The following is a 24,814-nucleotide window of genomic DNA, read 5'->3' on the forward strand; positions in this document are numbered from 1 at the left end:
GCCAGATCGGCCATAGGCGGTGCTCCTCCTGGTGCAGTTGTTTCCACAATTCTTTTACCACAGGAGCACCCCCTTTTGTCAAAATCGCCTGTACCACCTGGTAACGATCTGTTGGCGCAAGCGCATGTGTTGTGCTATTGACCATCTCTAGCAGCCACTGTAAAATAAGTGGCAATAAGAAGATTTTGAATACATAGACGTGGGGCCATTGATTATCATACGAGGCAGGCGAGGCTGAAAGGTGGAACGTCTGCACAAGTTTCTGGCGCGAGCGGGAGTAACTTCGCGACGTAAATGTGAAGAGTTGATTGCTGCAGGGAGGGTAAGGGTCAATGGAGAGACGGTCTCCACGCCTGGAAGCAAAGTGGACCCTGAACACGATCGCATTGAAGTGGATGGCAGGCTGATCACCTTGCCGCAGCAGCATATATATCTCATGCTCAACAAGCCTGTTGGCTATGTCTGCACAGTCCGCGACCCTCAAGGGCGCCCCACCATCGTGGATTTGATACCGCCCGGGAGACGCCTTTACCCCGTGGGTCGGTTGGACATGGAAAGCGAAGGCCTGGTGCTCCTGACCGATGATGGAGACCTGACACAACGGCTCACCCACCCAAGTTATGAGCATGAGAAAGAATATCACGTGTTGGTAGATGGAGAGCCCGGACCGCACACCCTACAGCGTCTGCGAGAGGGCATCCCATTGGAAGATGGCCTAACCTGGCCAGCGGATGTGACGGTACTGGGTCATGATTCTGAGGGAACTTGGTTGCGCTTTGTCATCCATGAAGGGCGGAAACGACAATTGCGCCGCATGTGCGAAGCAGTAGGGCATCCCGTGCGCAGGCTGGTCCGAGTGCGCATAGGGCCTCTGCAATTGGGGTCTCTGCCTCAAGGCCAGTATCGTGCACTGACGGAAGAAGAATGCACCATGCTCAGAAAAGCAGTCGGTTTAACGAAAAAGTGATGCAGCTTCCCATGATTCGTTGAGAATAGGCGCACTGTTTGATTCATCATCGTGTTATCAACATAGAGAGGTTCAATTGCCATATCCTGACATGATCGCCATAGACGGCCCGGCAGCAGCAGGGAAAAGCACGATCGGAGAACTGTTGGCCAAAGAATTGGGTTATTTGTATTTCGACACAGGCGTGATGTATCGCGCGGTGACCTGGGTGGCCTTGCAACGGGGCATCGATACCGCCGATGAGAAGGAGGTTACCGAGCTGGTAGAACAGATTCATATTGAAGTCACTCAGCCAACTGTCGCGGATGGGAGGCAGTACACGGTATACGTGGATGGGCGGGACGTAACATGGGACCTGCGCCGTACCGAGGTAGACCAGAACGTCTCGCCAGTGTCTGCATATCCTGGTGTGCGTGCAGCGCTAACTGTCCAGCAACGCCGCATTGGTCAGCGTGGAAAGGTGGTCATGGTGGGGCGTGACATTGGCACCGTTGTATTGCCCGATGCTCCGCTCAAAATCTACCTGGACGCTACATTGGAGGAGCGAGCTAGACGGCGGCACCTGGAGAACTTGCGGCGCGGTCAGAAGTCTTCTTATGCGAAGATTCTACGTGACATGCGCAGACGCGATAAGATAGACAGTGAGCGCGACACAGCTCCGCTGCGCCCTGCTGCAGACGCAGTGGTTATTGATACGACCAACCTAAGCATCGCCCAGGTGATGGAATTGGTGCGGAAACTAGTGAAAGAAAGGGATTCGTAATTAGGAGGATAAAGTGTTTCGTCGGATCGCCAATTTCGTCCTGTGCCTCCTCTTCAAACTGATTTTCAAAATAGAGTTCACAGGTATTGGCAATGTCCCAAAGCAGGGACCGTTCATCGCGATGATGAACCACATTTACTTTCTTGATCCGGTTCTGGTCAGCGCCCTATCTCCCCGCTTCATCGTCATCATGTCCAAGATAGAAAACTATCGCAATCCACTTTTTGCGCCCATCATGCGCTTGTATGGCACCTTTCCTGTGCGACGTGGCGAGCTGGATATGAGCGCAATCCGCACATCGTTACAAGTTTTGGAGCAGGGGCATGGCTTGCTGATGGCGCCAGAGGGAACCCGTAGCCGAACGCATACTTTGCAAGAGGGACGCGATGGCATGGCCTGGCTTGCCTTGCGTACCAATGCACCCATTGTGCCGGTAGCGCTAAGCGGCCAGGAACGGCTGGGGCACTATTTGAGGCGACTGCGCCGAACTCCTCTGCGCATCGTATTTGGTGAGCCATTCCGGTTCAGGACTGTAGAAGGCACACAGCGTCGTGAGCAACTGCATGCCATGACCAACGAAGCGATGTACCGTCTTGCTGCGTTATTGCCGCCTTCTTATCGCGGTATCTATCACAACCTAGAGCAGGCTACGCAGCAATTCATCGTTCCCTACCAAAGCGAGCAAGGGTAGCTCTTGTGAGGCACTCTTGGGGCGGCCAAATAGCCAAGGTGTTACCTGGTAGCTCAGCGGAAGCAGCGGGTCTACGTCCAGGAGACTGGCTTTTCTCCCTCAATGGCCACATCCTGCGCGATATAATTGATTACCGCTTTTACAGCGCGGAGGAAAGCCTGGAAATCGTTCTAGTACGCAATGGCGTGCGCATGACGCTCACCATCGAACGAGAATATGGTGAGGACCTAGGCCTGGAGTTCACCACTCCCACATTCGATGGCATTCGCCGTTGTCAGAACCATTGCGATTTCTGCTTCATCAACCAAATGCCCCGGGGTCTGCGCAAAAGTCTGTATATCAAGGATGATGACTACCGATATTCTTTCCTATTTGGCAATTTCATCACCTTAGCTAACCTGGAAGAGCAGGATTGGGCTCGCCTGGCTGAGCAAAGGTTGAGTCCGTTGTACGTTTCGGTGCATGCCACGGATCCCCAGCTCAGGGCACGGATTCTGGGTGTGCCGCATTTACCGGACATCCTGGGCCAGATTCAACGGCTTGGTTCAATAGGCATCGAGGTACACACGCAGATTGTAGTAGTGCCTGGACTCAACGATGGAGCAGTGCTCGAACAGACGGTGCAAGACCTAGCCAACCTCTACCCCACAGTCTGCTCGGTGGGCATAGTTCCGGTGGGTATTACCCGTTATCATTCTGGCGGCCTGCGTCCTCTAACTGCACAGGAAGCAAAGGATATCATAACATGTATCAGGCCGTTGCAGCGAGACTACCGAAGACAGTTGGGAGTAGGATTGGTTTACTTGGCGGATGAATTGTATCTTATGGCAGGGTTGCCCCTCCCTTCTGCTGGACGCTATGATGGTTTTCCACAACTGGCTAATGGCATAGGACTCACACGGCAATTGCTTGATGACTGGCTGCATACCAAGCGGAAGGGGCAAATTCGATGGCCTCATGGTAGAGCCACGTTTGTCTGTGGCACGCTAATTGCCCCTGTTTTGCGGAACATGGCCAAGGAATTATCCAGTTTAACAGGCGTGGCTATTGATGTAGTTGCTGTGCCTAATCAATTCTTCGGCCCCACCGTTACCGTGTCGGGCTTGTTAGTGGCGAAGGATGTGATCAATGCTTTTCGTGATAGGACCGTTGGAGATTTGCTGGTTTTACCAGCGAGCATGTTCGATGCCAGTGGCCAGGTCACATTGGATGATTACCAGCAGACAGACATGGAGAAGGCACTTGGGGTACGCGTGGCTATAGCAGACAGGCTGAGCGATCTGCTATCCCTACAATGAAAAAGCGCCTCGCGATATGAAAGGCGCTTATTGTTCTAGCGGAGAGGGTGGGATTTGAACCCACGGGGCATTACTGCCCACGCGATTTCGAGTCGCGCGCACTAGACCGAACTATGCGACCTCTCCATGACTGGTGACAATAATCATTATAGCGCTAATCAGTCAGAAGGCAAAATCACAGGGGTTGTCTGGCTATGGGTTGTAGCAACAATGCAAAGCAAGGAGGCGTTGATGATTAACGAAAAACGACTATTGGATACATTTCTGAGTCTAGTGCGTATTGACAGTCCATCCGGTGAAGAGAGTGCGATGGCGCAAGAGCTAGCGAAACGCTTGCGTCAGTTAGGGCTCAATGTGGAGCTGGATGCGATATGTAATGTAGTGGCTAAACTGCTAGGGCAGGGGACTCCGCTCTTACTAGCTGCCCATATGGATACAGTGATGCCTGGACGTAGCATTAAGCCCGTAGTCAAAGATGGGGTGGTCTATAGCGATGGCACGACTATATTGGGAGCAGATGACAAAGCAGGTGTAGCGATCATCCTAGAATTATTGCAGGTGATCGTGGAGAATAAATTGCCCCACCCCTCTTTGGAAGTGGTGATCACTGTGCAGGAGGAGACCGGTCTTGTCGGAGCCAAGCATCTCGACAAATCCCGTTTGCAGGCAAAAATGGGCATCTCCTTTGACGCCGGTGGTACTCCAGGCACCATTGTAGTCGCTGCACCCTCGCATGACCTCATTGCGGCTGTGGTGCACGGCAAGGCAGCCCATGCTGGCACTCGTCCAGAAGAGGGAATCAACGCTATCCTCGTCGCAGCCCAGGCTGTGGTGAACATGCCATTAGGGCGCATTGATGACGAGACTACTGCCAACATCGGGATTATCAAGGGTGGCATAGCGCGAAACATCGTGCCAGATCGCGTGGAGTTGATGGGTGAGGCGCGCAGCCGCCAGTTATCGAAGCTAGAAGCACAAGTAGCCAGGATGGTAGAAGCTCTCCAAGCAGCAGCAAAGCGCTATGGGACTACAGTGGATATAGAAGTAACTCGTTCGTACAATGGATATACTTTTAACGAGGAAGTTGCTATCGTCAAACAGTTGATGACTGCTTGCCGCGCTATGGGTGTCGAGCCCATCCTGGCCGCTACAGGTGGCGGCAGTGATGCGAACATCTACAATGCATCGGGTATGCAAGTGGTCAATTTGAGCACGGGTCTGCGCAAAGAACACAGCACGGAAGAACACATTGCCGTGGCAGACATGGTGACGTGTGCACAGATCGTGATGCAATTTCTCAACAATTGGCCCTCATAATTTTACATAAATCAAATAAGAAGAGGAGGGAACGAAGCGATGGACACTCTGGTGCTTTGGGGTACGGGGGTTATCCAGTGGTTGCAGACTTTGCGCAGCCCTGTATTGGATGCCGTATTCACGGGGAGCACCTTCCTGGGCGATGAAAAGTTCTATTTGCTGATGATTCCACTTTTGTATTGGATCGTGGACAAAAGGTTAGCGATGCGTCTCAGCTTTGTCTACCTAGGCTCAGCCTATTTCAATAGCTTCCTGAAGGCGATTTTCGCGGTGCCGCGGCCATCCTTTCCTGCAGTGCAAGTGCTTGCTCCTGCAGAGGGCTATGCCTTCCCCAGCGGCCATGCACAGACGGCCGCAACCGTTTGGAGTTATCTGGCTACTCAGGCACGCCGCGCATCGTTCTGGGTTGCCGCTATTGTGGTTATATTCCTGGTTGCTCTGTCGCGCGTTTATCTAGGAGTGCACTATCCACAGGACGTCGTGGTTGGAACAGCCATTGCGCTTGCGATTGTTGCTGGCTATAACCAGTTCCTCCGCGCATACGGTGCTCGGATTGCGCAATTACCCATGGTAGCCAAGTTGGCATTGGGTTGTGGAGTACCATTATTGCTACTCGCATTGCATGCGGATAAGGACGCAGTTGCCGCTATGGCAGCATGCCTGGGTCTTAGCGTAGGAGTTACACTGGAACACGAATGGGTGCGATTCAGTTGCACCGGGACGGTGATGAAACGCGCGATTCGCTTCGTGCTTGGGCTCATTGTGCTATTGGCACTCTACCTGGGTCTCAGCGCAGTTTTGCCCGGTGGGTTGTTCTTCCGGCTGTTGCGGTATGCGCTGATCGGTATATGGGCTAGCCTGGTAGCGCCATGGCTGTTTGTGAAGCTGCGCTTGGCTGAAAAGGAAGCAAACTAAGCTGAATGTGCTTCTGCCCGAAGCTTCAGGTAGGCGATCGTCCACGTTGCTGAGCGGAAGACCTGGTAAATTCCTCCCAGAAAAGTCAAGAATAGGACAGCAGGTGTAGTGATCAAAATGCCCATTAGAATCGCCATGGACAGGGATTCCGTGGCAGCATACAGTAATCCCGCTGGTGCTACGGCCATGCCCATAACAATCAAGCTGAGAGGTACCATGATCATCCCAACGAGCAGGTCAATGCCAAACAGCAATAGCCATAGAAGGCCAACTTGCCGCAGGTTTTGGCGTACGATGCGATAAGCAGCACGAAGGCTGTCCAGGACGCCCTTACTCTCTAGCACGCACTGGCGATAGGCAAAATCGAGCCATAATCCAACGAGCGCCCCGGCCACGATAAGCAACCCGATTACGAATAGCATGAGGAGCACAGTAAGCAGGATACCCAAGGCGGTTAGCACACGCCTCTGAAAAAGCAGCAGTGCTAAGGGCGATAGCCCTAGGATGATTAGGGCAATTGCAGCAAATAGCAACGGGATGCCGGTAACCAGATCAATGCCAATCAAGGGCAAGAACCGCGACCAGCCGATGCGCCACCCATCGCTGATACAGGTATGTTCTGTCCCTTCTATCTCGCGAACCATGCCGATCAGCGCACCACGGCTGATATTCGTCAGCACTATTCCGATGACAACCAGCGTGAGCACGAGGATGATAACGAAGAACACCATGCCCAAAGCCAATTCAAGCGGCAATTGCTCTCCAGAGCGCACTCTATACTCGATACCTCGGCCAATGTTTCCGCCACCCCCTCCGCTGAAGAAAGCCAATAAGAAGCCAAAAAGCCATAAAGCTTTGTGACGCCAGGTGATCTCGACTGCCCGTTTTAGAATCTTAACGTATTCCATGCTCCCTCCTTATATGGCTTCATTAGATGATTAAATGGCTTGTGGGGCTGGCTTCTCGTGGTCCGCGCTTTGAGAAAGCAGGATTGCAGCCAAGGCTAGGCATCTGACAGTAACCAAAACGATGCAGCCAATACACTGCGATATCTCATACAGCGTCCTGCTGGTTTGCAAAACTTGCCGTCAAACCGCCTTGCTTTTTCTCAATGCATATTCGGTTTTATTTGCTGGGAGAAAGCGAGTCTTCTTAGGAACTAGTCTACTTCTCTCTTTACTACAAAGGCAATTTTTACGTTAGCGCGGTATTCGGTGATGGTGCCGTTTTCCACGACCGCTGTCTGTCCAACCACATCAACGCCAGTGATGCCATGCACCGTCTTGGCGGCCTCAGCGACAGCGTTCTTTGCTGCATCCTCCCAACTCACTGGTGAGTTGCCGACCAATTCGATCACCTTAATTACAGGCATTTTGTCACCCCCTTTGAAATATGCTTGGCCCGACCCGGTTCACGCTTAATTTGAATCATAGCACACTACTCTCCCCCTGGCAAATGGCTGCTTGCTCTTGGTGATAGTCGCTTGACAGAAACCCGCAGTTGGGAGTATATTATTAGCAGCGTTTGAGCCGTGGGAAATTATGGAAAGGCGTGCGTATCTTTGGCTATCCCGTCAACGTCTTGTAAAGAAGAGAGTAGCCCATACATTCAGTCGAACGAGGAATCGGCGCTGCTGAAAAGGGCTAGGGAGTACGACCAGGCGGCGATTGCCGAGATCTATGATCGTTACTCGCTGCGTATCTACAATTACATCTACCATCGCCTTGGCAATGCGCCTTTAGCCGAGGATTTAACGGCTACAGTTTTTTTACGTATGCTGGAGGCTATTCGTTCGTCCAGGGCTTGGCAGACGTCATTTTCAGGCTGGCTTTATCGCATCGCGCACAATCTAGTGGTGGATCACTTCCGAACAGGACGCCGGGATGATGTGCCTCTGGATGACTGGCCTGTGGCTTCGCATGAACATCCGGCTGACGTGGCTGAACGGTCGCTCACACAGCAGCGGTTGCGCGCAGCGATCACCCAGTTGACAGAGGAACAGAGTTTGGTTATTACGCTGAAATTTCTTGAAGGCATGAGCAACGCTGAGATCGCTCAGCTCATGGGTAAGTCAGAGGGAGCTATTAAGTCGTTGCAATTCAGGGCATTGGCAGCGTTACGCCGTCTCATAGGCGGAGAAGAACTATGACAGACAGGCTTGAGGCCGTTCTAGACGAGTGGCTCAACGAAATTGATACCGAAGAATCTATTGAAGCTTGTGTCGCCCAACAACCAACGTTGGCAAAAGAGCTCGAGCCTTTATTGCGTCTTGCTTTTCAGCTCAAGGCGCTGCAGCAGGAGCAGGTTCCTCCTCCAACGACACTGCAGAGGGGCAGACAAAGGCTATTGAGCGAAGTGGCACGGTTGAAGGAGAAGGAGAGTGAAGCTGCGAAGGGTGGAGCACGACAGCTTCCGCTTTGGCTGGGCATGCAGTCATTGATACGCAGAAGCGCGGTAACGATTGTCTTAGTAGCACTGTTGTTCAGCGCGGTATTAGGTGCAGGCACCATTGCTGCTTCTGCGAAAAGCCTGCCAGGTGACCCATTGTATGCAGTGAAACGCGCGGCCGAAGAATTTCAGCTCCTGATAACCTTTAATCGTCAGGCCAAGGCGCAGCTCGTGCAAAGGCTGGATGAGCGCAGGCGTGAGGAAGCAAAGGCTGTTGCAAGTAGCCAGCGCATTGCTGAACTATCCTTCCGTGGCCACGTAGATCACATAGAGGATGCCCGTTGGACAGTGGGGGGAGTCTTGATTTGCACCTCTGCCGAGACCATTATGGAGGGGGATATTTCCATAGGTTCGTTTGTCCGCGTCCAGGTGCGCTCTCTCAGCGACGGCACCTTGTCAGCCATACGCATTACCGTTGAGCCGGAGATGGTGCCGACAGAACCTGCTGCTTCTCCTACACCCAAGCCAACATCTACGCATACGGAGATGCCTCCGAAGACATCCACACCCACGGAATCTCCGCCTGCACAGGCGCCAGTTCAACCCCCTCTACTGGTGCCAACACCCACTTCCAGTCGAACATCCACGCCAAGACCCACTGCAACATGGACCGCCACAGCAACTGCTATCCCGCCGACGCCAGTCCCTCCGCGTGAGGTCAAGATCCGCTTCAAGGGTCGCATCGAAGCGCTCACAGCCACTGCCTGGACAATAGGCGGCCAGATGGTTAAAGTGGATGAAGATACGCGCATTGACGAATCATCTGCAAAAGCGGCGGTGGGGGCCATGGCTGCAGTGACTGCTATTCGTCAAGAGGATAACTCTTTGCTGGCGATTGATATCACAATTGAGCAGGCAGCACCACCAGCCGAACAACCATTCGAATTTCAAGGTCTGATTGAGAGTTGGAGTCCAACTCAGTGGATTGTAGGTGGCTATACTCTTATTATTACCGCGGATACCCACATCGAAGGCAGTCCGCAGAGAGGGCTTCTTGCTGAGGTCAAGGCTGTGCGCCGGGCGGATGGATCGCTCGTTGCTAGGCAGATCGTGATCCAATTGCCGAAGGAAGAGGTTCAATTCGAGGGCACCATTCAAGCTATAGGCCCCACGGAGTGGGTCGTGGAAGGCGTCGTGGTACGCATCGATGACCAGACTGTTATCGAAGGCACACCCGCAGTCGGCCAAATCGCAGAGGTGCAAGGGCTGCTTCTGCCAGATGGGGCTGTACTGGGGTGCCGAATCATCGTGCAATTGCTACCTACCACCCCTACGCCAACAACGACATAAGGCGGATACCTGCGATAGACTTCGTCCTCGATTAGTCTAGATAAGGAAGAGAAATGAAATGCGCAGATTAACCCGCTATGAGCATTGGGTATTAATTCTGCTTTTTGCTGTGTTGGTGCTTATCCCGCTGAGCAACTTTGCTCGCCAACGACCCGTCAGTGCCGCAAGCGAGCTTGGCCTGCTACAAGGAACCAATGTCTATCATAGCAGCATCCGGCGTCCATCTGTCAAGATAGTGGGCTGGATCAGCGAAATTAGGGCTACGCACTGGCTGATTGGCGATCAGGTGATATATATTGATCCTGCCTCTCCCGTAGCAAAAATAGCCAAAGTGGGGATGCACGTTGTAGTCGTTGCGTGGCAAGATAGCGCAGGACAGTTGTATGCCGAAAACATTTTCTTTCAGCCACAGGAAGACTTGTCTGGAACTAATATCGAGTTCAGGTGCCTCATCCAGGAGCTTGATCCCCGTTACTGGATTGTGTGCAACCGTATGATTCTTATAGCAGAGAGCACTGCGATACAAGGTCGACCTGAGCTTGGTGCACTGGCTGAGGTGAAGGGCATCCGTTTGTTCGGCAACACAGTGTTCGCCAGAAGCATCAAAGTTGTGGCACCGGGTGCCTACGCCGAAGTTGAATTCGAAGGGGCTATCGAGAGCCTGTCGGACAGTATATGGGTAGTCAATGGAGTTAGGGTGACGATCAATGTAGTTACCGTGATTCAAGGAGTCCCCGAATTGGGTCTCATCGCTGAAGTAAAGGGAATACTTCAGCCTGATGGTTCCGTATTGGCCCAATCCATTACGGTCAAGGGCCCGGGCGTTACGCCTCAAGTTGACATAGAAGGTGTAGTGGAGCGTATCGAAGCCAAGTACTGGATTGTGGCAGGAACGATGGTATACGTTGATGCACGCACCTTCATAGATGACAGCCGAGCCCCAGCGGAAGTAGGCATGTGGGCACAGGTGCGGGCACTTCGACGTCTCGATGGCACCTTGTTAGCGCAACGCATTCGGCTTTCGCGACCAAAGTAAAAGCGGCCATGCTTATCGAAGCAAAGCATAACTCGCCGTTTGCCTTCACAGAGGATAAGCATCAAAAGGTTCATCGCCTGTTCCCTGTTTCCCAAAACCAACTGGGTATTTGGTACGTACCTGCTTAGGATATTGGCTGCATTCAGGAGAGTACTTTGAGCAGTAAAATCAACAATGCTCGAGCTTGGCTGCTCGTTATCTTCCTTTGTCTCAATAGTTATGCTGGCTTTTCCTTTATCTCCAAAGGAGTTCTCCTACCTGGGGATTTCGTTGCCAATAGCGCGAGGCCAGCTTTTTTGGATGGAGAGCCTTTCAATGTCTCCGCTTCGTCCGCGGATTCTCTTGCACCGACGTTGGCGGTATCGGGCAATACAGTGCATATCGTCTGGGAAGAACGCGGCCGAGTTTACCATCGGTTTTGCCGTGCGGGCACTTGGTCGCCAATTTGCAGCGTAGCAACAGGTGAGCAGCCCGATATAGCGACAGATGCTACCGGCGTGGTCCACCTTGTCTTAGTCAATGAATTCGGTGGCAACTATGAAATCTATTATTGTCGCTGGATCGGAAGCACGTGGAGTCTGCCGCGCAACGTCTCGAATACCAGTGGGGTTTCATCTGCACCAAGTATCGCAGTCGCTCCTGACGGGATGCTTCACGTCGTGTGGGCAGACAATACTCCCGGTTATAATGTGATTTACCACGCTTATTGGAGCGGCATATACTGGATCAATGAACCGATTCCCAATGCCTTGGGTGGCGCGCCAGCCGTTGCTGTAGGTATGGATGGGATCGTGCATGTGGTATGGCAAGATCGGGATACACCTAGTGCTCCTTATGAAATATACTACAGCCAGTGGAATGGTGTGAACTGGTCCTTGCCCGAAAACTTGTCCGATAGCGCTACAGAGCAATCTATTATCCCCAACATGGCAATAGATGGAGACAATGCAGCTCACGTCCTATGGCAAGAAAGGGTAAACGGCCACTACGCTATTTACCATACTTGGGGCAGTGTGGGCTTTTGGTCTGTACCTCAGAGGGTTTCAGAGGATGAAGTGGATGCCTATTTGCCTAGCGTGGCCGTAGCCCTTGGTGGAGTCTTATACGCAGGTTGGGACGAAAGCACAGTGCTTTTCTACCGACACAAGCGGAAGGCCGACCATGCATGGTTGCAACCAATCATGGTTTTCAGCGACACACAAGGCGTAACGGATCTGCAACTAGCAGTGGGTGCAGGGGGTCAGCTGCATGGAGCATGGTCAAGGCACATTGAAGCAGGCAATTGGGATGTATGGTATCAACGCCTTTCTATCACCCTGATCCTGCCGATCGTGCTGAAAAGACTTGCTTTCTAGTGTTATCTCTTCGCCCATCCACGGAGTAGTGCGATGCGCTGCTTTCAGATGGAGCTGCTTTACCCGCGGCAGAGTGAAACCTGCCAGTTTTCGTTTCTATCCCATTGAACGTCGCAGATGGATAAGTAGTATCGAGATGTCGGCTGGGGTGACCCCCTGAATTCTCGTTGCCTGCCCAACGGTGAGCGGTCGGAAGTGCAAAAGCTTTTCTTGAGCTTCTTTACGCAACCCTGTGATCTGTCCATAATCCAGTTCTGGCGGGATAAGCCAATCCTCCAGGCGACGCATGTGCTCCACTTCGAGCTGTTGCTTTTCGATGTATCCTCGGTACTTGGCCTCGATCACTGCTTGTTCGATGACCTCTGGCGAAAGAGGCACAGGGCTTGCTGAAAGGGCGGCGATTAAATCATAGTTCACTTCAGGACGGCACAGCAATTGCAGCAGATTAACATCCCTGATCAGCGGCTCGAAACCAAAGCCCTGCATCACTTCATTCACCTGCTTTGATGGCGGCAGCCATGTATTGGCTAGGCGGTGCAGTTCTTCTGCTATCTGCCTACGCTTTTGCTCCACTTTTTGATACCTCTCTCTACTGATCAGGCCTACTTCGTGTCCCAGAGGGCTGAGCCTCAGATCGGCATTGTCGTGGCGCAACAGAAGACGGTACTCTGCCCGCGAGGTCAGGATGCGATATGGCTCGGTGACTTCCTTGGTCACGATATCATCAATCAGCACACCGATGTAGGCTTGGTCTCGGCGCAGAATGATGGGTGGTTTCCCTGCTACTTTCCTGGCAGCGTTGATGCCGGCTAACAGGCCCTGTGCTGCCGCCTCTTCATAGCCAGAGGTACCATTGATCTGGCCGGCGTGAAATAATCCACCAACGAGTTTTGTTTCCAAAGTGGCCGAAATTTGCGCGGGAGGTACAAAGTCGTATTCTATGGCATAGCCAGCACGCATGATGCGCACATTCGCTAATGCCGGAATCGTGCGCAACAGAGCCAACTGCACCTCCTCTGGCAGGCTGGTGAAGCAGCCCTGTACATACACCTCTCCCGTTGCGAACCCCTCTGGCTCGAGGAAGAGTTGATGCGCTGCTTTGTCTGGAAAGCGCACAATTTTCTCCTCGATAGAAGGGCAGTAGCGAGGGCCTGTACCTGCGATGAATCCTGCCGCAATAGGAGAGCGATGCAGATTCTCGCGGATAATGCGATGCGTCTCCTCGTTGGTGTATACCAAATAACAAGGGAGCTGCAAACGCCATGGTGTTTGCTGTGGGATAGGATAAACCGGATTGAGCCACAAATCAGGATAGCGAAGGATGAGCGGGTCAGTTTCAGCCGTTGATTCGAAACTGAAATAGAGCGGCATTTCGCTGCCGTATTGCGGGAAGGTCTTGCTGAAATCGATCGTACGCGCATCCACGCGGGGTGGCGTATTGGTTTGCAGACGTCCCAAGGTAAAGCCAAGTTCCCTCAGGCAAGCGGAAAGGCCCACGGCGGGGAATTCACCCGCACGGCCAGCTGGATAAGAATGCTCACCAGTCAGAATACGGCCGTTGAGAAATGTGCCCGTCGTGAGCACAACGGTTCGTCCCCGGTATACCTGCCCTGTACTGGTAACCACACCGCTCACGTGATCATCCCGTACTAGTAACCGATCGGTCAAAGCCTGTGCCACGTCAAGGTTTTTCGTGCGTTCCAGCGCATGCTTCATAGTCAGGGAGTACAAGCGCTTGTCTGCTTGGGCGCGCAGTGCGCGAACCGCTGGCCCTTTTGACAGGTTGAGCATGCGGATCTGGATGAAGGTGCGGTCGGTATTGCGGCCCATTTCGCCGCCCAAGGCGTCAATCTCACGCACCAGGTGACCCTTGGCTGGGCCACCGATGCTGGGATTGCAGGGCATCTGCGCGATGAGGTCCAGGTTCATAGTCAATAGAAGCGTGTGGGCGCCTACACGTGCTGCTGCTAGGGCCGCTTCACAGCCAGCATGTCCTGCGCCCACAACAATCACATCATATTCTTTCTCTGGCATAGTATCACAAGTCTTGTAACAACTCTGCGGCTACGCGATGTGGCAAAGCCCTGAACTGGCCCCAGTCATGCCAGTCTGGCGGTACGTTCTCCAATCGTTCAGCGATAGATAAAAGGTCGGAAAAAGGCGCTTCGACAAAAGCAGCTATACGCTCATCCTTATCCATTACTTGCAGTTGTCCCCCGGTCTCGTGCAATAAAAAGAGGTACGACGAGAAGGGAATTACGAGTCCCTGGCAGTGGAATTCAAATTCGATCACTGCTAGGAACCGCTCAATATTTGTTTCTAATCCCGTCTCTTCCAGCGCCTCGCGGTATACTGCTGATGACAGGGATTCGCCCGCCTGAATTCCTCCCGAAGGCACACGGAGCGCTCCGGCAGGGTAGAAATCCTTAATGTGCAGGATCATGTTCCCGTTGCGGCGGCGAATGAACAAGACAACTTCACCATCTTGCCGACGTGGTTTCACTGAGGTCCACCATTGAACTGTTGCCTCGCTGACATTGAGTACAAAACGTCGGCGTGCAGGTGAGCCATATAGTACACTCAATTGTGCAATTTCCAATTTTCTGTCAGCAGCGCTCAAAGTGACCTCCATCTACAATAACCAAGATGATTATAGCATATGAAGGCAAAGGATAAGGAATAAAAACCCGGCTGTGCGACTTGTAGCCAGCCGGATTCAGCAAAAAGCTGGGGGACGAGGATTCGAACCTCGGCTTACTGATCCAGAGTCAGCTGTCCTACCACTAGACGATCCCCCAGCGCAACGTTATTTTAGCATAAATCGCTGTGATTGGCAAATCAGCACACCCCTTCAGGTAACTCACATGAGTAGCTCGCGAGCGCGGGCGATGCGCTTCAGCACCTTGTCCCGTCCCAGAATAGCAAGCGTACCAAAGAGCGGTGGAGCGACCTCTTTGCCTGTGGTAGCGATACGCAGTGTGCCAAAGAACTGCCTTGCTTTTAATCCCATTTCTTCTGCTTTGGCTCGTAGCGCTGCTTCAATGGCTACTTCATCAAAAACGGGCAAAGCACTCAAGACCTGTGCAGATTCGGCCAGTACCTGGCGAGTTTGCTCAACATCCATTCCCTTCTGAATCAGCAGTTGCGGTTCGTAGCGCAATTCATCCGTGAAGAAAAAGTCAACCAACGCTACCGCATCAGTTAGTCTCACCATGCGTTCTTGGATGAGCGGGACAATACGTCTTATGGTGTTCAAATCCGCATTGAATTTGGCTTTGTCTAGAAACGGTTTGAGCCGCCTGGCCAGGTCATCCACATCCAGTTGGCGGATGTAGACACCATTCATCCAATCCAGCTTGTCGTAACTGAATTTAGCCGGTGACTTGCTCACGTGATCCAAGTCAAAGTGCTGAATGATCTGCTCGCGGGTCAAGATTTCCGTTTTGTCGTCATAGGACCAGCCAGTTAGAGCCAGGAAGTTGAACATTGCCTCTGGTAGATAGCCCGCAGCTCGGAACTCGCGGATCAACACGTTGTACTCGCGGCCATCTGAGCCAATTGTCTTGCGTTTGCTCATCTTGCCTTTGCCTGTAGGTGAGAGAATAACCGGAAGATGGGCATAGAGCGGGGGAGTCCAACCAAAGGCTTTGTACATGAGCACGTGGCGAGGAGTAGAGGGAATCCACTCATCAGCCCGCATGATGTGCGAAATCTCCATCAGATGGTCATCCACGACATTGGCCAGATGGTATGTAGGGTAACCATCCGATTTGAGCAGGATAAAGTCATCCATCTGACTATTTTTCATCGAGATCGTGCCACGAATCAAATCATGAAAAGAAGTCTCTCCCTCGAGAGGCACTTTGAGCCGAATTACCGGAACGATGCCCTCGGCTTCTTTCTCTTCTCTTTCTCTAGCGGTCAGCTCCCGACAGTGACGGTCATAGCCAGTGGCTTGATTGCGTCGCCCTGATTCTGCGCGCAACTGTTTGAGCCGTTCTTGGCTACAATAGCATTTGTAGGCATGCCCAGTTTCGAGAAGTTTTTGCGCGTATTCCTGATAGAGCGGCAGCCGCTGTGATTGGAAGTAAGGGCCGTATGGTCCGCCTACTTCGGGTCCTTCATCCCAGTCCAGGCCTAGCCAGCGCAAGCCATCGAGCAGGTCAGCCAGTGACCTCTCTTGATACCTCGTTCGGTCTGTATCCTCGATGCGCAAGATAAACCGACCATGATACCGACGTGCAAACAGCCAGTTGAATAAGCAGGTGCGCGCACCGCCTGCATGGAGGTATCCCGTTGGGCTCGGTGCATAGCGCACACGTATATGAGACACTTCTTCCTCCTTGGTTGTTTGGGCCTGAATAGGCTTTAGTATCCAAACTCTAATTTCTTATGGCGCATGACTACACTTTCCACAAGTCCAATTCCCAAGAGCGTAGCCCACAAGGAACTGCCCCCATAACTGACTAGGGGCAATGTCAATCCCGTTACTGGCAGCAGCCCTACATTTACGGCGATATTCACAAAGCACTGGAAGAAGATCATCGTGGCTACTCCGCAAGCAATCAGCCGCCCAAAAGCGTCTTGAGCCAGGCTGGCTGCGCGCAGGATGCGCCACAGCATAATCAGGAATAGCAATAATAGCACTAGGGCACCAATGAATCCAAATTCCTCACACAGAACGGAAAACACATAATCGGTATGTCGGACGCGTAGGAAATACAGTTGGCTCTGTGTTCCATGCAGGAAACCTTTGCCAAACCAACCCCCAGAGCCAATGCTGATCAATGCTTGTCTTGCATTGTAACTTATGCCAGACACATCACTGGCTGGGTTGAGGAACACCAGGATGCGCTGTTTCATGTAATCCTTAAGGGAAAACCAGACCACTGGCGCTATCGTTGCAGTTCCAAGTCCTAACAAACCTAGATAGAGAAGGCGCGCTCCCGCTGTGAATACCATACCTATCCAGATGGCCATCAATACGATAGCCGTGCCAAAATCGGGTTGACGATAGATTAGGAGCACCGGTGGAATCATGAAGACTGCTGAAAGGAGAATCCACTGCGGCTCCTGCATACGTTCTTCCTTATCTGCCAGGTATTTGGCTAAAAATACAATGAGGAGCACTTTAACCAATTCTGATGGCTGTACCGCTCTGCGCCATGTCAGCCAGCTCTGTGCTCCGAAGCCCACCCGCCCTACGGCCAACACCAGACCCAGGATGCCGATCGTTGCGATATAAAGGAGCCAGTGAATAGAACCCAGGAATTGGTAATTAATAGCAGCCGCAAGCAACAGAAGGAGCACTCCACTGCTTGCAGACACTATCTGGCGGAAGAAGCTCCGTTCCATCAATGGGTCATCGGCTTCAGTAGAGATAGTAGCGCTGTAGATTAGTGTTATGCCAATAGCCACAATGCCGATCGTGATGAATAAGAGAAGAAGGTCGAAATTCTTCCAGAGGCGCTTGGTCATCTTGATGCTTCCGTTTTCCTTGTGCTCTGTTTAGTACTCCTGGTTGGAGACTGACGGTAACTGACAATGGGGATATCGGCCTCCAATTTGGTAAGCCCCTGTGCGTGCGAAAGCCTGATCTGAATGCCCTCGCGGTCTACCCTCACGTGCTTCGAAATCACGGTAATGATCTCGTTCTTGATCACATTCAACAGCTCGGGTGGAATGCCCGACCGATCGTGAATCAGCACCAGGCGGAGCCGTTCTTTTGCGATTGCTTTGCTGGTTTTTGATCTACCAAATAATCTCGAGAAGATGTTCATCGTTCTCCTCTCTGCCAAGTGAATCCTAACTGACTTTCGGCTCGTCGTCTGGTAAAACTCAGTCCGCTAGAAACGAAATAGACTTCGTAAGCGATTCAACAGGCCGCCACGCTCTTCAAGAATGGGCATGAAAGGCACCGTTTCGCCCAGTACACGGCGGGCGATGTTATGGAAGGCCTGACTAGCGAGTGTGCTCTGTTCGAAAGCAAGCGGTATGCCTTTATTGGCCGCAACGATAACCGCTTCGTCTTCCGGGATGACTCCGAGCAGTTCAATAGCTAGGAACTCGATCACATCATAGGTATCGAGCATATCGCCGCGCTTGACCATAGCAGGTTTGATGCGGTTGATGATCAATCGGCCTGGTCCCTTGCCGTTCATCTCAATAAGCCCGATAATGCGATCGGCGCTACGCACAGCAGAAACCTCTGGTGTAGTCACGATGATTACCTCGTCTGCACCAGCTAGAGCGTTTTGAAAGCCAAGCTCGATGCCCGCTGGAGAATCAATAAGAATGAAATCATTATCGGCTTTCAACTCTTGGCAGATGGCTATCATGTCCTCACGAGTGATAGCGGTCTTGTCACTGGTCTGGGCAGCGGGAAGTAGATGCAAATTGGGCAGGCGCTTGTCCCGGATCAATGCCTGGAGCAAGTGACATTGTCCTTCGACCACGTCCACTATGTCGTAGATAATGCGGCTCTCCATGCCCATGATGATGTCTAGGTTACGTAGTCCAATGTCCGTGTCAATCGCCGCTACACGCTGACCCAACAACGCCAGAGCAACGGCCAAATTAGCCGTAACAGTTGTCTTGCCTACCCCACCCTTACCCGAGGTAATAGTGATTGCTCTACCTGCCATGTCATCCTATCCTTTTGTTCTGCTCAACTTGCTTCTTGGTTATTTGCCACTCCATGGTTCGGCCACAATGCGGCCATCGAGCACGAAGGCAACTTCTGGTTGGAGACCTTTGCTTTTCTTCTCAGGTGATGTAGCAATGCAGTTGCCAATACGTAGTTGGGTAGGCATAAGCTCTAATGCGCATACGATGGCGGTATTGTCGCCCAAAGCGCCTGCATGAACCATCCCGCGCAGCCTCCCCCATACCACTACATCCCCGCCGGCAATGATTTCTGCGCCTGGGTTCACATCGCCAATAACCACTACATGGCCGGGATGCCTGAGCGATTGTCCTGAGCGCAAAGTCCGCCGCAACAAGAGCCCCTCACTCGGCTCTTCCGCTGATGTACGTAGCCCTGTTTGATCCTGGACAACCTCTGGCAGGGCTAGTCTCACGCCTAAAGCTTGGGCTGCTTCAGCAGCGGATTCGGAGCCAGTCCGCAGGGATACCAGCTTGATGTCATGCTTCAGTAACAAGTCCATCAATTCTTTCAGTTCTATCTGAGCCAGATCGCGCTTGCCGATACTCAGATTTACCTGGCTGCCGCGGAAAAAAGCGTCGGCCTGATCCAGTCGCAAGTCTAGTTCGCGCAGCAGTTCGCTCCAATCTCCTTCACCGAGAGCGATGGATAACCCTTTGCGCGTTCCCTTGATCCAGATCTTGGATTCCCCACTGGAGCGGGGTGGTATAATGGTTGCGGGAGTCATAGGCTAATCTCCTGGTGGTGCTGCCACCAGTTCCTCGCTGGGTAGCAGTGGCAGACTATAGTAAGCGCGTAAAATCTGTGCTGCAATAGGTACGGCCACCTTGGCTCCTTCATGCCCTCCAGAAACGAAAACCACCAAGGCAATTTCTGGCTCTTCATAAGGAGCGAAGGCAGTAAACCAAGCATGAGTGGGCAGATAACCCTCGGCATCGCGAGGACCCGGGTACTCGGCTGTCCCCGTTTTGCCAGCAACAGCAACCTCTGCCAGATTCACTCGGTGTGCCGTGCCACGTGTCACCGCGGCACGCATACCCTCCCGCACGATCTCGAGGTTCTGTGCAGAGACGGGCACTTGGCGAATGACCTCGGGCGCATAGTCCTGTACGATACGTCCCTCGCTATCAATAATCCGATATACTACCTGGGGGCGATACAGTTTACCACCATTGGCTATCGCAGCCGTAGCATTCAGCAATTGCAATGGAGTGACCAAGACATAACCCTGACCAATTACAGCGTTATAGGTATCACCTGTCACCCATGGTTCACCATAGGTTACTCGTTTCCAGTAGTCATCTGGGATTAGCCCTGCAGCCTCACCGGGAAGGGCAATTCCCGTCAGCTCACCAAAGCCGAAAGCTCTGGCGTATTCGCCCAGCCTTTCGATGCCCAATCCATTGAAATCTTTGAATCCACCGCCGACTTGGTAAAAATAGATGTCACAAGACTGAGCGATGGCCTCCGTCACGTTCAAAGCACCATGTCCCCATATGTTCCAGCATTTGAATACCTGAGCCTTGACTGGGTCATCTGGGAAGTACTTGTTGGGTAACAGCAATTTGCCGGCACAAGTGAGCCTAGTCTTGTAGTCAATGACTCCCTCTTCTAGACCTGCAGCTGCCGGAATGATTTTGAACGTCGAACCTGGGGGATACTGACCACTAATGGCGTGATTGAGCAGTGGACGCTCTGGGTCAGCGCTCAGTTGCTCATAGTCCTGTGTAGTTATACCCCTAGCGAAAAGGTTGTTGTCATAACTTGGCAGCGACACCATGGCCAGGATTTCACCTGTCTGCGGATTCATAGCGACGACGACGCCAGCAGTTGACCCAACACGGCGCATGCCCTCTCTGAGCGCAGTTTCTGCCGCTCGCTGCAGATCCAAGTCCAGGGTCAGTATGATGCTATGCCCAGGTTGAGGAGGATCTATGGCCAGCACGTTTACTTCTCGTCCAAATGCGTCTACTTCGATATGCTTCTGTCCTTTGCGTCCGTGCAAAGCCTTTTCATATGTCGCTTCCACGCCCATCAAGCCGACTTGATCGTTGATCGCATAGCCTTCCTCAGTTTGATCGAGGTAGTACTGTGCATGCTCTGCGGGAATGTATCCCAAATAGCCCACTAGGTGTGAAGTAAGACTTCCAGTAGGGTATTCTCGTCGGGGAACAACTTCCACAATGACCCCTGGCAGATATAGGTGCTCTTCCTCAATGAGAAAGGCAACTTGCTTGTCCACACCTTTCTTGATTGCTACGGGAAGATAAGGCGAAATGGTATCTCGCTCCAGGATTTCCTCAATCCCTAGCAAAGTGCCTGCTCCACCCAAGGAGGCTGTTTTGCTGCTGACCGGGATCTCCAGCAACTGGGATAGACGAGTCAGGATAGCCTGTCTTGCCTCTTTCTCTTTGGGCAAGGCAGCAGGGACAATGGAGATAGTATAACTCGGGATATTTCGTGCCAAAAGACGGCCATAACGGTCATAGATCACACCTCGCGGTGCATCAACAGATACCAGACGGAAGCGATTGGCATCGGCTTGTAGTTGGTAACTTTCGCTATGCAATATCTGCAGATGCCACAGTCGGCCGACCAGTACCGCAAAAGCGGCCAGGATTACGGCGCGAAATAGTATAATTCTCCATTTACCGTTATCGCTGTTCATCCCATCAGAACTCTAACTGCGCTTTTTGCTCGCCTTGGATTACTACAAGCGAGCAGAGCTCATTACCGATTTACATTACACGGCGATGTAACCACTGCATGATCCAATAGATAGGGTATATGATCACGGCATTCAATATCATACACGGCATGGTCACTTGCAGCAAGCTCGTCACCCAGGGCACTGCACGCCCGGAGAATCGCAGGATGATCACATAAGCCAGGTTGTATATGCTGGTAGCGAGAATGCTGGCAGCAGCGGGTAACCAAGATGAGCCTTGGAAGACACTGGGGCTGCCCAGACCAGTTGCTAGACTTGAGAGGCAAAGGGAGATAGTGATTGCTCCAAAAGAGCCGCTGGAGAGCAAATCGAGCATGAGGCCACCAGCAAGTGCCCAACCGATTCCTTCGCGGACATCACGAAGGAGGGTCCACGATACTACAACGAGTAGCATCAAATCGGGGACCACACCAAGTACCAAAAATTTGGGCATGACACTCGTCTGCAATAGGGCTACAATGAGCAGTAATGCACCGGCAAGATATGGGTTAATGGTACTCCTTTCCACACCGATGCGCGATTCGTTCCAAAAGCGCAATGCTCACGAGCAAGCGATATTTCTCAGGTTAAGGAGCATAATCAATTGGCACGAAACTCTGAATGACCAAGACTATTTCCAAGCGGTCAAATTGGACCGCAGATTGAACCTGTACTTCCTGAAACATCTCCACATCGTTCCGCTTAACGGCTGTGACCTGGCCAATCACCAAGCGTTTGGGGAAATTGCCTCCCAAGCCGGAAGTGAGGACGATATCTCCCACTTGTACTTGCTCGCTTTGTTCGATGTAGCGCATAACTAGTCCCCGCGTTCCTTGCCCTTGCACCACACCAGTGGCCCGTGAACTCTGGATGAGGGCATTGACGGAACTTGCTGGATCAGTCAGCAACATGACTCGCGCCGAATGCGGATATACCAATGTCACTCTGCCGACCAGTCCACGTGCCGTAACCACAGGCATCCCTACGGCTATCCCATCATTGGCGCCACGGTCAATGATAATATAGTGCAGTAGGTTGCTGGGGTCACGTCCAATGACTTCGGCAGCTAACAATTCATAGGTTGGATTAGCCAGCTTGAACTGCAATTGCTCGCGTAGAATCGTCCGCTCAATCTCTGCCTCGCGCAGGCGCACATTTTCGATCATCAAGCGGTCCACAGTATCCTGCAGTTCCTGGATGCGGGTCTGGAGCGTGTTCAGATTGCGCAAGGTCTGCACTCCATTGGCTATCCTGACGCTGATCCAGTGGAAACTGTATTGGAGTGGTGCCAGTAAAGTGAAGACGACGTTCTCTACTGGCTGAAGGTGACCAGTTGGATGCAGAACCATACCACCCAACAATACCGCGATCAAGAGCAATGCCAGAGCTTTTGAGCGATCCCGCAATACACTCAAATTCCTATCCTCCGGGGCGATGCATCTGGCGCGCGAAAGAGGCTAATGCCTATGTGAAGCAAATGCCTTGCTGCATCCTAAGGCAGGCAAAGACTGCTCCCTAGCGCGTTGCTCGAACACGCTGCGTTGAAGCCAACACTTTGTGCAAAGAATCGAGATGCTCCAACACTTCTCCCGCTCCACGCACAACACAGGTCACCGGATCATCTGCGACGTACACGCGCATCTTCGTCTCTTGGGTCAGGCGCTCAGCCAGGCCCTGGAGTTGGGAGGCGCCTCCTGCCATCGCAATGCCTTGTTCTATCAGATCTGCCACGAGCTCAGGAGGTGTGTCATCTATCGTCTCTTTGACGGTCGCGACAATGGTGCTGACAGAGCCGCTCAATGCCTCGCGTATCTCCACACTGCTCACCTCAATTGCCTGGGGTAATCCCGTAATCAGGTTGCGCCCATAGATGGTCATGGTCTTTTCCTCAGGCAGTGGACAAGCTGAACCAATAGCAATTTTGACGCGCTCGGCCATGCGATCCCCAATCAGTAAATTGTACTTTTGACGCGCGTACTGGATGATTTCTTCATCCATTTCATCGCCAGCAATGCGAATGGAGCGGCTGACCACAATGTCGCCCAGGGAAATAACAGCTACCTCTGTCGTGCCGCCACCGACGTCAATGATCATGCTGCCCACGGATTCAGTAACGGGCAAACCGGCTCCCAACGCAGCAGCCATGGGCTCTTCGATTAGGTAAGCCTCGCGCGCACCTGCACTAAGGCAGGCGTCGTGTACGGCGCGTTTCTCCACTTCGGTGACACCGCTAGGGATGCCCACTACGACACGTGGGCGGGGAAAAGGCATGCGGGTATGCTGATGGGCCTTGTTGATGAAGTAATGTAGCATTTTCTCTGTGACATCAAAGTCGGCAATCACTCCGTCGCGGAGAGGGCGTATGGCAACGATGCTGGACGGAGTGCGTCCGATCATTTCTTTGGCTTCGGCTCCAATGGCCAGCACTCGCTTAGTTTTCTTTTCAATCGCAACAACAGAGGGCTCGTTGATGACGATGCCTTGGCCACGGACGAGGACCAGAACAGTCGCAGTCCCCAGGTCTATGCTCATGTCACGAGAGAAAAGCCCTAGAATGGCATTGAGTGGGCTAAACACGGAATCTCTCCTCTGTTACCCTGTTTTCACTCCCCGATAGGGAAACTCCACGATCATTCTTTCTCTTTGGAAGAGGTCTCTTCGCCTGCTTCTGGTTTGGCCTTTTCCTTCTTGCCCACTACCTCTACCTCGGGCATCTCTGCTGCGGCTGCCACTTCCTCTATTTCCTCTTCCTCTGGCGGCAGAATCTTGACCACCACTTCATCTGGGTCGGTCAATACCTCGATAGCCTCGCTTAGTTTGAGATCTCGGACCAGGATAGCCTGGTCAATAGCGGTCAAATCCGCCAGGTTAACCTCTATGTGTGGAGGCAAATCACCAGGCAGACACTCAATCTCAATGGTATCCAAACCCTGGAATAGAAGCCCTTGGCCGCTTTTCACTAACGGCGATTCTCCAACTAGGACGATGGGCAGATCGGCAGTGATTCTCTCGGTCATCACTACCTCGTAAAAGTCTACATGCAGCATAGCACGGCTAATGACATCGCGCTGTAATTCACGTACAAGGACGCGCTTCGGCTCTTCCAGTCCTGCTACGTTGAGAGTGATCAAGCGGTTGGTGCCCGCTTCCCTCAGCACCTGGCGTAATGCGCGTTCTGGCACTTGCAGGCTGACTGGTTGCGTGCGGTGACCGTACACCACGGCCGGCACATATCCTGCTCGCCGCAATTGTTTGACTGTCTTGCCAGTGACAGTGCGTAATTCTGCTTGTAACACAATTTCTTCCATGAACTCGACCTATTCTCCTTTACACGACGATATGATGAGAACTCAAACAACATCT

Annotated in this window: 24 protein-coding genes and 2 tRNA genes; 10 read left to right on the forward strand and 16 right to left on the reverse strand. The window is 52.5% G+C overall.

What is annotated here, in order from left to right:
* The first annotated feature begins 241 nt into the window (after positions 1–241).
* The 4 genes from H5T67_03285 (at position 242) to H5T67_03300 (ending at position 3,719) form a co-directional block, all read left to right on the forward strand.
* Positions 242–967 (forward strand): rRNA pseudouridine synthase, encoded by a 726-nt coding sequence (locus H5T67_03285; GenBank protein ID MBC7244344.1) that lies wholly within the window; start codon positions 242–244, stop codon positions 965–967.
* Between the two features lie 91 nt (positions 968–1,058).
* The gene (locus H5T67_03290; GenBank protein ID MBC7244345.1) at positions 1,059–1,730 is read left to right on the forward strand and encodes a (d)CMP kinase; all 672 of its coding nucleotides are present in this window, start codon (positions 1,059–1,061) and stop codon (positions 1,728–1,730) included.
* Between the two features lie 13 nt (positions 1,731–1,743).
* Positions 1,744–2,421 carry a 1-acyl-sn-glycerol-3-phosphate acyltransferase gene (locus H5T67_03295; GenBank protein ID MBC7244346.1) on the forward strand — a complete coding sequence of 226 codons (678 nt, stop codon included), beginning with the start codon at positions 1,744–1,746 and terminating at the stop codon, positions 2,419–2,421.
* Between the two features lie 5 nt (positions 2,422–2,426).
* Positions 2,427–3,719: a DUF512 domain-containing protein gene (locus H5T67_03300; protein ID MBC7244347.1), complete on the forward strand. Its 1,293-nt coding sequence runs from the start codon at positions 2,427–2,429 to the stop codon at positions 3,717–3,719.
* A gap of 39 nt (positions 3,720–3,758) precedes the next feature.
* On the opposite strand, the gene H5T67_03305 is transcribed toward H5T67_03300, so the two are convergent.
* Positions 3,759–3,845 (reverse strand) — tRNA-Ser (locus H5T67_03305).
* A 105-nt stretch (positions 3,846–3,950) separates the two neighbouring features.
* On the opposite strand from H5T67_03305, the gene H5T67_03310 reads away from it, so the two are divergent.
* Both H5T67_03310 and H5T67_03315 read left to right on the forward strand, forming a co-directional pair.
* On the forward strand, positions 3,951–5,036 hold the full coding sequence (locus H5T67_03310; protein ID MBC7244348.1) for a M20/M25/M40 family metallo-hydrolase: 1,086 nt from the start codon (positions 3,951–3,953) through the stop codon (positions 5,034–5,036).
* A 39-nt stretch (positions 5,037–5,075) separates the two neighbouring features.
* Complete coding sequence (locus tag H5T67_03315) at positions 5,076–5,951, forward strand: phosphatase PAP2 family protein (protein MBC7244349.1); 876 nt, start codon at positions 5,076–5,078, stop codon at positions 5,949–5,951.
* Here the strand turns inward: H5T67_03315 and H5T67_03320 are convergent.
* Both H5T67_03320 and H5T67_03325 read right to left on the reverse strand, forming a co-directional pair.
* A complete protein-coding gene (locus tag H5T67_03320; protein MBC7244350.1) occupies positions 5,948–6,859 on the reverse strand; it encodes a hypothetical protein in 912 nt (303 codons plus the stop codon). The genes H5T67_03315 and H5T67_03320 overlap by 4 nt on opposite strands.
* Positions 6,860–7,110: 251 nt before the next feature.
* Complete coding sequence (locus H5T67_03325) at positions 7,111–7,323, reverse strand: dodecin domain-containing protein (GenBank protein MBC7244351.1); 213 nt, start codon at positions 7,321–7,323, stop codon at positions 7,111–7,113.
* Between the two features lie 189 nt (positions 7,324–7,512).
* On the opposite strand from H5T67_03325, the gene H5T67_03330 reads away from it, so the two are divergent.
* The 4 genes from H5T67_03330 (at position 7,513) to H5T67_03345 (ending at position 12,080) form a co-directional block, all read left to right on the forward strand.
* The gene (locus H5T67_03330) at positions 7,513–8,100 is read left to right on the forward strand and encodes a sigma-70 family RNA polymerase sigma factor (protein MBC7244352.1); all 588 of its coding nucleotides are present in this window, start codon (positions 7,513–7,515) and stop codon (positions 8,098–8,100) included.
* Positions 8,097–9,689, forward strand: coding sequence for a hypothetical protein (locus tag H5T67_03335; protein MBC7244353.1), 1,593 nt, complete (start codon positions 8,097–8,099; stop codon positions 9,687–9,689). Before H5T67_03330 ends, H5T67_03335 begins: the two co-directional genes overlap by 4 nt.
* Positions 9,690–9,747: 58 nt before the next feature.
* The gene (locus H5T67_03340; protein ID MBC7244354.1) at positions 9,748–10,725 is read left to right on the forward strand and encodes a hypothetical protein; all 978 of its coding nucleotides are present in this window, start codon (positions 9,748–9,750) and stop codon (positions 10,723–10,725) included.
* 155 nt (positions 10,726–10,880) lie between these two features.
* Positions 10,881–12,080, forward strand: a complete 1,200-nt coding sequence (locus H5T67_03345) for a hypothetical protein (GenBank protein MBC7244355.1) — start codon at positions 10,881–10,883, stop codon at positions 12,078–12,080.
* Positions 12,081–12,176: 96 nt separating this feature from the next.
* Here the strand turns inward: H5T67_03345 and mnmG are convergent, their stop codons facing one another.
* From mnmG to H5T67_03410, 13 genes are all read right to left on the reverse strand, one after another.
* Positions 12,177–14,114, reverse strand: coding sequence for a tRNA uridine-5-carboxymethylaminomethyl(34) synthesis enzyme MnmG (mnmG, locus tag H5T67_03350; GenBank protein MBC7244356.1), 1,938 nt, complete (start codon positions 14,112–14,114; stop codon positions 12,177–12,179).
* Between the two features lie 4 nt (positions 14,115–14,118).
* Positions 14,119–14,700: an NUDIX hydrolase gene (locus H5T67_03355; protein ID MBC7244357.1), complete on the reverse strand. Its 582-nt coding sequence runs from the start codon at positions 14,698–14,700 to the stop codon at positions 14,119–14,121.
* A gap of 107 nt (positions 14,701–14,807) precedes the next feature.
* Positions 14,808–14,878: transfer RNA gene (locus tag H5T67_03360), tRNA-Gln, on the reverse strand.
* Positions 14,879–14,940: 62 nt separating this feature from the next.
* Complete coding sequence (locus H5T67_03365) at positions 14,941–16,413, reverse strand: glutamate--tRNA ligase (protein ID MBC7244358.1); 1,473 nt, start codon at positions 16,411–16,413, stop codon at positions 14,941–14,943.
* Between the two features lie 35 nt (positions 16,414–16,448).
* Positions 16,449–17,558 carry a rod shape-determining protein RodA gene (gene rodA / locus H5T67_03370; GenBank protein ID MBC7244359.1) on the reverse strand — a complete coding sequence of 370 codons (1,110 nt, stop codon included), beginning with the start codon at positions 17,556–17,558 and terminating at the stop codon, positions 16,449–16,451.
* Positions 17,555–17,860: a cell division topological specificity factor MinE gene (gene minE / locus H5T67_03375; GenBank protein MBC7244360.1), complete on the reverse strand. Its 306-nt coding sequence runs from the start codon at positions 17,858–17,860 to the stop codon at positions 17,555–17,557. The genes rodA and minE overlap by 4 nt, the downstream gene beginning before the upstream one ends.
* 66 nt (positions 17,861–17,926) lie before the next feature.
* Complete coding sequence (gene minD / locus H5T67_03380) at positions 17,927–18,724, reverse strand: septum site-determining protein MinD (protein ID MBC7244361.1); 798 nt, start codon at positions 18,722–18,724, stop codon at positions 17,927–17,929.
* A gap of 39 nt (positions 18,725–18,763) precedes the next feature.
* A complete protein-coding gene (gene minC, locus H5T67_03385) occupies positions 18,764–19,471 on the reverse strand; it encodes a septum site-determining protein MinC (GenBank protein ID MBC7244362.1) in 708 nt (235 codons plus the stop codon).
* Positions 19,472–19,474: 3 nt separating this feature from the next.
* Positions 19,475–21,412: a penicillin-binding protein 2 gene (gene mrdA / locus H5T67_03390; GenBank protein MBC7244363.1), complete on the reverse strand. Its 1,938-nt coding sequence runs from the start codon at positions 21,410–21,412 to the stop codon at positions 19,475–19,477.
* Between the two features lie 70 nt (positions 21,413–21,482).
* Positions 21,483–21,980 carry a rod shape-determining protein MreD gene (mreD, locus tag H5T67_03395; GenBank protein ID MBC7244364.1) on the reverse strand — a complete coding sequence of 166 codons (498 nt, stop codon included), beginning with the start codon at positions 21,978–21,980 and terminating at the stop codon, positions 21,483–21,485.
* 58 nt (positions 21,981–22,038) lie between these two features.
* Positions 22,039–22,866 (reverse strand): rod shape-determining protein MreC, encoded by an 828-nt coding sequence (gene mreC, locus H5T67_03400; protein MBC7244365.1) that lies wholly within the window; start codon positions 22,864–22,866, stop codon positions 22,039–22,041.
* Between the two features lie 100 nt (positions 22,867–22,966).
* A complete protein-coding gene (locus tag H5T67_03405; protein ID MBC7244366.1) occupies positions 22,967–24,007 on the reverse strand; it encodes a rod shape-determining protein in 1,041 nt (346 codons plus the stop codon).
* Between the two features lie 74 nt (positions 24,008–24,081).
* Entirely contained in the window at positions 24,082–24,759 is a 678-nt protein-coding gene (locus H5T67_03410) for a 50S ribosomal protein L25 (protein MBC7244367.1), read from the reverse strand.
* Positions 24,760–24,814 lie beyond the last annotated feature (55 nt).

This window comes from Chloroflexota bacterium, from assembly GCA_014360905.1.
In the GTDB taxonomy this organism is placed as follows: Bacteria; Chloroflexota; Anaerolineae; order UBA2200; family UBA2200; genus JACIWX01.